This window comes from Streptomyces sp. NPDC059900 (assembly GCF_050270335.1).
In the GTDB taxonomy this organism is placed as follows: Bacteria; Actinomycetota; Actinomycetes; order Streptomycetales; family Streptomycetaceae; genus Streptomyces.
The window spans coordinates 1-9,633 of sequence record NZ_JBNNJZ010000316.1 but is presented as its reverse complement, the minus strand read 5'-3'; the positions used below and the strand labels follow the sequence as shown (position 1 = coordinate 9,633).

The 9,633-nt window shown below is 72.1% G+C and carries 6 protein-coding genes; 3 read left to right on the top strand and 3 right to left on the bottom strand.

Annotated features, from left to right (window positions below; genetic code table 11):
- Nucleotides 1-162: 162 nt before the first annotated feature.
- Nucleotides 163-1,359 (top strand): serine hydrolase domain-containing protein, encoded by a 1,197-nt coding sequence (locus tag ACQKIP_RS30525; protein WP_365863114.1) that lies wholly within the window; start codon nucleotides 163-165, stop codon nucleotides 1,357-1,359.
- 20 nt (nucleotides 1,360-1,379) lie between these two features.
- Here ACQKIP_RS30525 and ACQKIP_RS30520 read toward each other — a convergent pair whose 3' ends face one another.
- Nucleotides 1,380-2,552 carry a magnesium and cobalt transport protein CorA gene (locus ACQKIP_RS30520; protein WP_365863116.1) on the bottom strand — a complete coding sequence of 391 codons (1,173 nt, stop codon included), beginning with the start codon at nucleotides 2,550-2,552 and terminating at the stop codon, nucleotides 1,380-1,382.
- A gap of 135 nt (nucleotides 2,553-2,687) precedes the next feature.
- Here ACQKIP_RS30520 and ACQKIP_RS30515 point away from each other — a divergent pair, with 135 nt between their 5' ends.
- Nucleotides 2,688-3,953 (top strand): winged helix DNA-binding domain-containing protein, encoded by a 1,266-nt coding sequence (locus tag ACQKIP_RS30515; RefSeq protein ID WP_365863118.1) that lies wholly within the window; start codon nucleotides 2,688-2,690, stop codon nucleotides 3,951-3,953.
- Nucleotides 3,954-4,002: 49 nt separating this feature from the next.
- Here ACQKIP_RS30515 and ACQKIP_RS30510 read toward each other — a convergent pair whose 3' ends face one another.
- Nucleotides 4,003-4,650 (bottom strand): LysE family translocator, encoded by a 648-nt coding sequence (locus ACQKIP_RS30510; RefSeq protein ID WP_365863120.1) that lies wholly within the window; start codon nucleotides 4,648-4,650, stop codon nucleotides 4,003-4,005.
- A gap of 202 nt (nucleotides 4,651-4,852) precedes the next feature.
- Here ACQKIP_RS30510 and ACQKIP_RS30505 point away from each other — a divergent pair, with 202 nt between their 5' ends.
- A complete protein-coding gene (locus ACQKIP_RS30505; RefSeq protein WP_365863372.1) occupies nucleotides 4,853-6,553 on the top strand; it encodes an AMP-binding protein in 1,701 nt (566 codons plus the stop codon).
- Between the two features lie 41 nt (nucleotides 6,554-6,594).
- Here the strand turns inward: ACQKIP_RS30505 and ACQKIP_RS30500 are convergent.
- On the bottom strand, nucleotides 6,595-9,633 hold a 3,039-nt coding region (locus tag ACQKIP_RS30500; RefSeq protein ID WP_427744732.1), incomplete at its 5' end, for an amino acid adenylation domain-containing protein.

Here is a 9,633-nt window from a genome sequence, read left to right as displayed (position 1 = left end):
GGCAGGGTCGACCCCGGTCCGCGGGGCTTTTGCGGCCGGTCCCGCCCGGTGGCGCCGAACGAGTGGACTTCCCGGCACGGGGAAGGGCGCACGGACGCCCGCACGGGCCGAGGTGGTGTTCTTCGTGACGTCCGCCCCCCTGTCCGGAAGAGGCACCCCCGCATGAGACCTTTCACGTCCCGTCGCTCCCTCTGCGCCGCGCTGCTCGCGGCATCCCTGTGGGCCCCGGCGGTGGCGCACTCCGCCCCGGCCGATCAGCGGCCGGTCGCCGCCCATCCCGACAAGGGCGACTGCCCGGACAGCCTGGGACGCAAGCTCACGTCCCGCCTCGACAAGACCATGAACGACGTCGGGAAGAAGGCGGGCATCCCCGGGGCCGTCGTCGGTCTGTGGATGCCGGGCAAGGGCTGCTACGTCCGGTCCATGGGCGTCGCCGACACCAGGACCGGCCGGCCGATGGCCGCCGACTCCTTCGTCCGGATCGGCAGCGAGACCAAGACGTTCACCGTCACCGCCCTGCTCGAACTCGTGGACGAAGGCAGGGTCAAGCTGGACGACCCGATCTCCGACTACGTCAAGGGCGTGCCCAACGGCCGCCGCATCACGCTGCGCCGGCTCGCCCAGATGCGCAGCGGCCTGTTCCCCTACACCGAGGACCCCGGCTTCGTCCATGACCTGCTGAGCGACCCGCAGCGCACCTTCACCCCGCGCCAGTCCCTCGCGTACGGCTTCAAGCACCGCAACACCTTCGCGCCGGGCAAGAAGTTCCAGTACTCCAACTCCAACCTCGTCCTGCTGGGCATGGTGGTCGAGAAGGTGACCGGCCACCGGCTTGCCGACGTCATCCGCCACCGCGTGCTGCACCCGGCGCACCTGCGCGACACACTGTTCCCGCAGGGCAACGAGTTTCCCCGCCCGCACCCGCGCGGCTACACCGACCAGACGCCGAGCGGTGAGGTCGCGGACGCGACGAACTGGAACCCCAGCTGGGCCTGGGCGGCCGGGGCGATGATCTCCGACCTGCAGGATCTGCGTACCTGGGCCAAGTCCGTCGCCACCGGTCAGTTGCTCAGCCCCGGGACCCAGAAGCAGCGGCTGAAGACGCTGCCCACCGGCTTCCCCGGTACCACCTACGGTCTCGGCATCCTCAAGACGAACGGCTGGATCGGGCACAACGGCTCGATCCCGGGCTACGAGACCGTGACGGTCTACCTGCCCTCGCAGAAGGCCACTCTGGTCGTCATGATGAACACCGACATCACGAGCCAGGGCCAGGAACCGTCCACGCTGCTCGCCCGCGCGATCACGGCGGTCGCCACCCCGGAGAACGTCTACGACGGCTCGGCCACCGCGCCCTAGCCGACGGCCCCCGCGCGGCGCTACAGCCAGTCCCGCCGCTTGAAGATGAAGTACAGGCTCACGCAGACCGCGGCCATCAACAGGATGGCGAAGGGGTAGCCCGCCGCCCACTTCAGTTCCGGCATCGTCTCGAAGTTCATGCCGTAGATCGTTCCCACCAGTGTGGGCGCGAAGAGGATGGCGGCCCACGAGGAGATCTTCTTGATCTCCTCGTTCTGCTCGAAGCCCGCCTCCGCCAGGGCCCGCATCTCCGCGTTCTGCTGCTGGGTGACCAGTGTGGAGTTGACCGTGAGGATGTCCGTGAGGGCCTGGCGGAAGCCGTCCACGCGTTCGCTGGTGTGCGTGACGTGGTCGGCGACGTCCCGCAGGTAGCGCTGGAGTTCCTCGTCGGTGCGGTACTTCGCGAAGCCCGCCATCAAGGAGTGCAGCATCGCCACCAGGGGGCGGGTCGCCCGCTGGAACTCCACCATTTCGCGGGAGAGTTCGTAGATGCGGCGGGAGACCGCGGGGTCGCCCCTGAAGACCTCGGTCTCGATCTCGTCGATGTCGTTCTGGACGCCTGCCACGACGGGGGCGTAGCCGTCGACCACCGCGTCCAGGATCGCGTAGAGGACGGCCTCCGGGCCGAGCTTGAGGAGTTCCGGGCTCTCCTCCATGCGGCGGCGTACGGCGGTCAGGTCCGGGGCGGCGCCGTGGCGCACCGTGATGACGAAGTCGGGGCCCACGAACACGTGCAGCTCGCCGAAGTCGACCTCCTCCGGTGCGTCCAGGTAGCGGGCCGCGCGCAGGACGACGAAGAGCGTCTCGCCGTAGCGTTCCAGCTTCGGGCGCTGGTGGGCCTCCATCGCGTCCTCGACGGCGAGCTCGTGCAGGTCGAACTCGGCGGCCAGGGAGAGGAGTTCGGCCTCCGTGGGGCGTGCGAGGCCGATCCAGGCCATGCCGTCGCGCTGCTCGCGCAGCTCCCGGAAGGTGTCGGCGAGGGAGGTGGGCGTCGCGACGCGGACCCCGTCACGGTAGAGCGCGGCCTCCACGATGCTCGCGGCCTCCGCCGGCGCGGGGGAGGAGTCCGCGGGTGTGGCCCCGGAGTTCGCCGGGGCTCCGTTCCCCGCTGCCGAAGCGGCCTTGGCCGGGGCGGTGCGCCGCCAGCCGTGCCTCTTCTCGCCCGGTACGGGCCGGGACCGGCGCTCCGCCATGCTGGATGCCTCCGAGGTCGAACGTGTGTCTTTGCGGCCTCGAAGAGGATATACGGACCAAATGTCGCGAGCGTGGCACCGTCTCGACACGTTTGCGGACAGCAGGTGTCCGCAAGTCCCGCTAGCGTGCGGGCCATGACGAAGACGCCGAGTGAGCCGGGTACGCCGAGCAGGTCGAGCAGGTCGAGCAGGTCGAGCAGGTCGAGCAGGTCGAGCAGGTCGAGCAGGTCGAGCACGCCGAGCACGCCGAGTGCGGCGAAGGCCGCCGGTGCCCGGACCCGTACCGCCCCCGTGCTCAGCGCCCGCGCCCTCAACCGCGCCACCCTCGACCGGCAACTCCTCCTGCGCCGCTCGGCCGGCCTCTCCGTCGAGGGCGCCGTCACGCACCTGCTCGGTCTCCAGGCGCAGAACGTGAAGCCGCCCTACTACGCCCTCGCCGCACGGCTCGAAGGGTTCGACCCGCAGGACCTGTCCGGGCTCCTCGCCGAGCGTGATCTCGTACGCATCGTCACCATGCGCTCGACCATCCACCTGCACACCGCCGACGACGCCCTCACCCTGCGTCCCCTGGTGCAGGGCGCCCGCGACCGGGAGCTGCACGCCTTCCGCAAGGGACTCGCCGGCGTCGACCTGGCGGAGCTCGCCGCGCTCGCCCGTGCCGCCGTCGAGGAGGAGCCCCGCACGATGAAGCAGCTGCGGGAGGTCCTGCTGCCGCGCTGGCCCGACGCCGACCCGCAGTCGCTCGCGGTCGCCGCCCGCTGCTCGCTGCCGCTGGTCCAGGTCACCCCGCGCGGTCTGTGGGGGCAGAGCGGGCAGGTCGCGCTCACCACCGCCGAGCACTGGCTCGGCCGCCCGGGCGAGCCGGTACCGGCGCCCGACGCCACCGTTCTGCGCTATCTCGCCGCCTTCGGGCCCGCATCCGTCAAGGACATGCAGACCTGGGCGGGCCTGACCCGCCTGCGGGAGGTCTTCGAGCGGCTGCGGCCCCGGCTGCGTACGTTCCGGGACGAGAGCGGCGTCGAGCTCTTCGACCTCCCCGACGCTCCGCACCCCGACGCGGACACCCCGGCCCCGGCGCGCCTTCTCCCCGAGTTCGACAACCTCCTCCTGTCGCACGCCGACCGCAGCCGGGTCGTGCCGCCCGAGTACAAGGGCCGCACCTGGAAGGGGAACTTCGCCTACAGCGTCTTCCTGGCCGACGGCTTCCTCGCGGGCGTGTGGCGCATCAAGGAGGGCGCGGGCCAGGCCAAGAGGTCCGTCATCCTCACCTTCGAGCCGTTCGGCAAGCTGACCAGGGCGCAGCGCGGTGAGCTGACGGAGGAGGCCGAGCGGTTGCTGAGCGGGCCGTTGAACGAGGCCGCCACCTATGACATCCGCTTCGGCACGGTCATCGAGCGCTGAACCGCGAAGCCGACCAGTCGCAGTCGCAGTCGCAGTCGCAGTCTCAGTCTCAGTCCGCCCGGCCCGTCGCCGCGACGGTCACGCCGAGCCCGATCATCGTGACGCCCCCGGCCCCGCCGATCAGCGAGAGACGCCGGTCCGAGCGGGCGAACCAGGTGCGGGCCGCGGACGCCGTCAGACCCCACAGCGTGTCCGTGACCAGGCCGATGCCGATCGGCACGAGACCCAGGAGCAGCATCTGCGCGGGCAGCTGACCCGCCGAGTGGTCGACGAACTGCGGCAGCACCGCCGCGAAGAACACGATGCCCTTGGGGTTCGTCACCCCGACGAGCGCCCCGTCCAGGACCGTCCGTACGTCGGAACGCGCGGCGCCGGGTGCGGTCGTCCCCATGGCCCGGGCCCGCATCTCCTTGCGGTGCCGGAAGGCCTGCACGCCGAGGAAGACCAGATACGCGGCGCCCGCCAGCTTCACCGCCATGAACACCGCCGCCGACCGCTCGACGAGCGACCCGACACCGAACGCGACCGCGAGCACCAGGACGTACGACCCGAAGACGTTGCCGAGCGCCGTCGCCACGGCCGTGCGCCGGCCATGGGCCAGGGCCCGGCCGATCACGAACAGGACGCTCGGCCCCGGGATCACGATCACCAGCAGCGACATCGCGGCGAAGGCCAGAAAACGGTCCGCGGACACCATGCCCGTCACCCCCTCAGGGGTTCATTCAATACGCCGTCGACGTCGCCCCGTAAGGCACCGGCGAAGTCTCTCCGTTTGGGGGTGGTGAGATCCGCATCACGAATTACACGATGCCACGTAGTGTCCGGCAATGATCGCGGCGAAAAGCGGCGAAGAGCACGGCAAGGGTTTTGGGCCCCGGACCGGCGACGAGGAGAGCGCAATGACGACGACGGGCACGACGAGCGGCAGCCGCACGGAGCAGTTCCGCGCGGCCCGGGACTTCCTGCTGCGGCATCGTGAGGACTACGAGACCGCGTACGAGGGGTTCGGCTGGCCCCGGTTCGAGCGGTTCAACTGGGCGCTCGACTGGTTCGACGCGATCGCCGACGGCAATGACCGCACGGCGCTGCACATCGCCGAGGAGGGCGGCGGCGAGCAGCGGTTCAGCTACGCGGAGATGTCGGCGCGCTCGAACCAGGTGGCCAACTGGCTGCGGGAGCAGGGCGTCGCGGCCGGTGACCGGATCCTGGTGATGCTCGGCAACCAGGTGGAGCTGTGGGAGACGGCGCTCGCCGCGATGAAGCTGCGCGCGGTGATGATCCCGGCGACCCCGCTGCTCGGCACGGTGGACCTGCGGGACCGGATCGAGCGGGGCCGGGCACGGCATGTGATCGTGCGCGGCGAGGACGTCGAGAAGTTCGCCGGGGTGACCGGCGCGTACACGAGGATCGTGGTCGGCGATGAGTTCCCCGGCGGGGACTGGCTGTCCTACACGGAGACGGCGTCGGCCGCGCGTGCCTTCGAGCCGGACGGGCCCACGGCGGCCGACGACCCGCTGATGCTCTACTTCACCTCGGGCACGACATCGCAGCCCAAGCTGGTGGAGCACACCCACGTGTCGTACCCCGTCGGGCACTTGGCGACGATGTACTGGATCGGCCTGAAGCCCGGTGACGTCCACCTCAATATCTCCTCGCCGGGCTGGGCCAAGCACGCCTGGTCCAACCTCTTCGCCCCGTGGAACGCGGAAGCCACCGTCTTCATCTACAACTACACGCGCTTCGACGCGGGCAGCCTGATGGCGGAGATGGACCGGGTGGGCGTCACCAGCTTCTGCGCGCCGCCCACGGTGTGGCGGATGCTGATCCAGGCGGACCTGGGCCAGCTGCGTACGCCGCCCCGGGAGATCGTGGCGGCCGGTGAGCCGCTGAACCCCGAGGTGATCGAGGCGGTGAACCGTGCCTGGGGCGTGGTGATCCGGGACGGCTTCGGCCAGACGGAGACCGCGGTCCAGGTGGCCAACTCGCCCGGCCAGCGCCTGACGCCCGGCTCGATGGGGCGGCCGAGCCCCGGCTACAAGGTCACGCTCCTGGACCCGGTCACCGGCGAACCGGGAGCGGCGGAGGGGGAGATCTCTCTCGACCTGTCGGCGCGGCCCGTCGGCCTGATGACCGGCTACCACGGGGACGCGGAGCGCACCGCGGAGGCGATGGCGGGCGGCTACTACCGCACGGGAGACATCGGCTCGCTGGACGCCGACGGATACCTCACCTACGTCGGCCGCAGCGACGACGTCTTCAAGTCCTCCGACTACAAGGTCTCGCCCTTCGAGCTGGAGAGCGCGCTGCTCGAACACGAGGCGGTGGTGGAGGCCGCCGTGGTGCCCGCGCCGGACGCGCTGCGGCTCGCGGTCCCGAAGGCGTACGTCGTCCTGGCGAAGGGCTGGACACCGGACGGGGACACGGCGGCGGCGATCTTCGAGTACACCCGCTCGGTGCTCGCTCCCTACAAGCGCGTCCGGCGCATCGAGTTCACCGAGGAGCTGCCCAAGACCATCTCGGGCAAGATCCGTCGGGTCGATCTGCGGGAGCGTACGGAGAAGGGGTCGCCGGACGAGTGGCTCGAGCGGGCGAAGGGCTGAGGCGCCGCGGTCGAGGGCAGCTTTGCCGTGCGCCCGGCGCGTCAGGCGGGCGAAGCCACCCGCTGGTCCGGTTCCGGGAGGTCTGAGCCCGCCGCCAAGTCCGTGAGGTGGGCGGCGAGTTCGTCCAGGATGGATTCCGGGACGCGGGTCGGGTCGCACTCCAGCCAGATGTCCCAGGCCCCGTCGGCGGACGGCCAGAACTGGACGAGCAGGGGCAGGGAAGCGGCGGGCGGCGCGACGTCGCGGCGGTGCGTGGTGTGGCCGGGGAGGCGCAGGTCGGCGGCGGGCGCGTTCTGATAGATCACGGCGGCCTGGAAGACCGGGGGCAGCCGGGGGTCGTCGGGCCGTGGCGCGACGGCCGCGAGGTCGGACAACGGCAGCGGCGCCAGACCGACGCCCACCAGCCAGTCCCTGCGGGCCGCAGCCGCCACCCCGGCGGGCCCCTCGCCGGAACCGAAGTCGAGGACCAGGGGGACGGGCCGCACGAAGTAACCGACCACTTCCTCGGCGACGCGCTCCCGGCCCGCGTGGTACGAGGCGAGGGTGAACCGGTCGGTTCCGGTGAGCCGGTGCAGCGCCATGCCGTACCAGGCGAGAGCCGAGAAGTGCGGCGAGGGGTGGATGCGCGCACACAGCGCACGGACCTCCCCGGCGTCGAGCGCCAGGTGCCGCCGCGCGTACCGGGCGCTCGAAGCCGGTGTGCCGGACGGCAGGGCCAGCGGTTCGGCCGACCGCAGCGCGTGCTGCCAGTGCCCGCGGGCCCGGGCCACCGCCGCCTCGTCCCGCGGGCCGGGCGGGGGCGCGTGGACGGCGTGTACGGGGCCGCCGGTTTCGTCCGCCCGGCCGTAGGCCGCGCCCAGGTCGGTGAGGAAGGCACGCTCCGACCAGCCGTCGTAGGCGATGTGATGGAGCACCAGGGTCAGCACCGACCCGGTGTCGGCGGGGGTGACGAAGCAGCGCAGCGGCGGGTCGGTCGCCAGGTCGAAGGGGGCGAGCCACGCGGCGGGCAGGCCCCCGGTGAGCCCGGCGTCGCGCTCGGTCTCCTGGACGGGGATGTGCGCGTCGGGCAGTTCGTGGGCCACGACAGACGGGCCCTTGAGCCGGAAGACGGTACGCAGCGCGGGGTGGCGGGCGGCGACGGAGTCCAGGGCGGTGCGCAGCGCCCCGGTGTCCACGGCGGGGGCGACGGCGAAGGAAAGCACGAGAAGGTGGGCGGGGTCGCCGGGCGCCAACTGCTCCTGGAGCCACAGGTCCTGCCTGCTGTCCTCCACGACGTGGTCCTGACCGGGCCCGGCCCGGCCGTCCCGCTCCGGTACGGCAAGCGGCTCCGCGTCCGCCGCGATGGCCCGGGGCGTGCGGCCCTCGTGCACCGCACCCAGGGCGACGCGGACGTGGTGGTGCCGTTCCAGCCGGGCGGTCAGCTGCATGGCGAACAGGGAGTCGCCGCCGGACAGGAACAGGTCCTCGTCGGGCCCGACGAGGCGGCCCGCAAGCTCGGCGGCAGCGGTCAGCACCGCCCCCAGGAGGGAGTCGGACGGTTCGGTGCCGTGTTCCGGGGTGTGTTCCCTGGCGTGTTCCGGCACCTCGGGCGGCGGGGCGTCGAGGCGGTCGGCCAGGGCCCTGAGGTCGACCTTGCCGCCCGCGGTCAGCGGGAAGGCGTCGAGCAGCACCAGCTGCCGGGGCCGCAGATAGGGCGGCAGTTCGCTCTCGCAGCGGGCGTGCAGGTCATCGGCGGTGCGGCCGTCGCCGGGGGCGAGACAGTGGGCCGCGAGTCCGGTGGCGGCGCCGCCCGGGTCGCGCAGGACGGTGACCGCGGCCCGCGGCACGCCGGCGCGCTCCAGGAACTGCTCCAGTTCGGCGGGTTCCACGCGCTGTCCGCGGATCTTGACCTGGCGGTCCTTGCGGCCCGCGTAGAGCAGGAGCCCGTCGGGGTGCAGGCTGCCGAGATCGCCGGAGCGGTACACCCGCTCGCCGCTCGGCAGGGTACGGAACGCGCGCGCCGTCAGGTCCTCGTCGCCCAGGTAACCGAGGGCGAGGCTGCTGCCGCCGATGCAGATCTCTCCGGTCGTGCCCGGCGGGCAGGGGCGGTCCTGCGCGTCCAGGACATGGATCCGCGTGCCGGGCAGCGCGGTGCCGAGCGGAATCTGTCCGTAGCGTTCGGCGTCACCGTCCTCGATGACCCGGGTCGTCGCGAACACCGTGGTCTCCACCGGGCCGTAGCCGTTGACGAGGCGGATCGCCGGGTGCGCGGCGCGGAATCCGGCCACGTGTCCCGGTGAGAGACGCTCGCCGCCGGTCAGGACCTGGCGCAGGCCCGCGAAGCAGCCGGGATCGTCGTCGAGGAAGGCGTTGAACAGGGCCGCGGTCAGCCACAGGGTGTCGAGGCCCGCTTCCGTGACGTACCGGCGGACGAGCGCGGGGGAGAGGTGCAGGCCCTCACCGAGCAGCAGGGAGGTGCCGCCGTTCATCAGGACCGACCACAGCTCGATCATCATGGCGTCCCAGCACACCGGGGCGGCTTGCAGGACGGTGCGTCCCGCCCCGAAGTCGGCGTAGTCCACCCCGACGAACCGGCTCACCACCGCGCGGTGCGGCGAGACGGAGCCCTTCGGTTCGCCGGTGCTGCCGGAGGTGAACATCACGGCGCACCCGTCGCCGGGCCCCGCCACCGGCAGCGGGGCACTCTCCGGGGTTTCGGGGGGCCCTTGGAGGTGCAGCCGCCGACGCCCCGGCGCGGGTTGCAGGGCGAAGGCCGCGTCCGGCCCTTCGTCGGTCAGGACATGGGCGTCCGCCTGCCGCACCAGGTGCTGTACGCGCGCCTCGGGCCACAGGGGATCCATGGCCGCGTAGATGCCGCCGGCCTTCAGGACCGCCAGGAGCGCGACGACGAAGGCCGGGGTGCGGCGCATGCGGACGGCCGCATACTGGCCGGGGCGCAGGCCCTGCGCCACCAGACGGCGTGCCAGCGCGGTGGACTCGTCGTCCAACTGCCGGTACGTGAGCGACGGTTGGCCGGGGGCGAGGAGCGCCACGGCGTCCGGGTGGGCGGCGGCCCCGGCCGCCACCAGGTCGTGCACTGT

Coding starts and splice junctions, on each gene's coding strand:
- ACQKIP_RS30525 (WP_365863114.1), top strand. CDS start 163: ATGAGACCTTTCACGTCCCGTCGCTCCCTCTGCGCCGCGCTGCTCGCG.
- ACQKIP_RS30520 (WP_365863116.1), bottom strand. CDS start 2,552: ATGGCGGAGCGCCGGTCCCGGCCCGTACCGGGCGAGAAGAGGCACGGC.
- ACQKIP_RS30515 (WP_365863118.1), top strand. CDS start 2,688: ATGACGAAGACGCCGAGTGAGCCGGGTACGCCGAGCAGGTCGAGCAGG.
- ACQKIP_RS30510 (WP_365863120.1), bottom strand. CDS start 4,650: ATGGTGTCCGCGGACCGTTTTCTGGCCTTCGCCGCGATGTCGCTGCTG.
- ACQKIP_RS30505 (WP_365863372.1), top strand. CDS start 4,853: ATGACGACGACGGGCACGACGAGCGGCAGCCGCACGGAGCAGTTCCGC.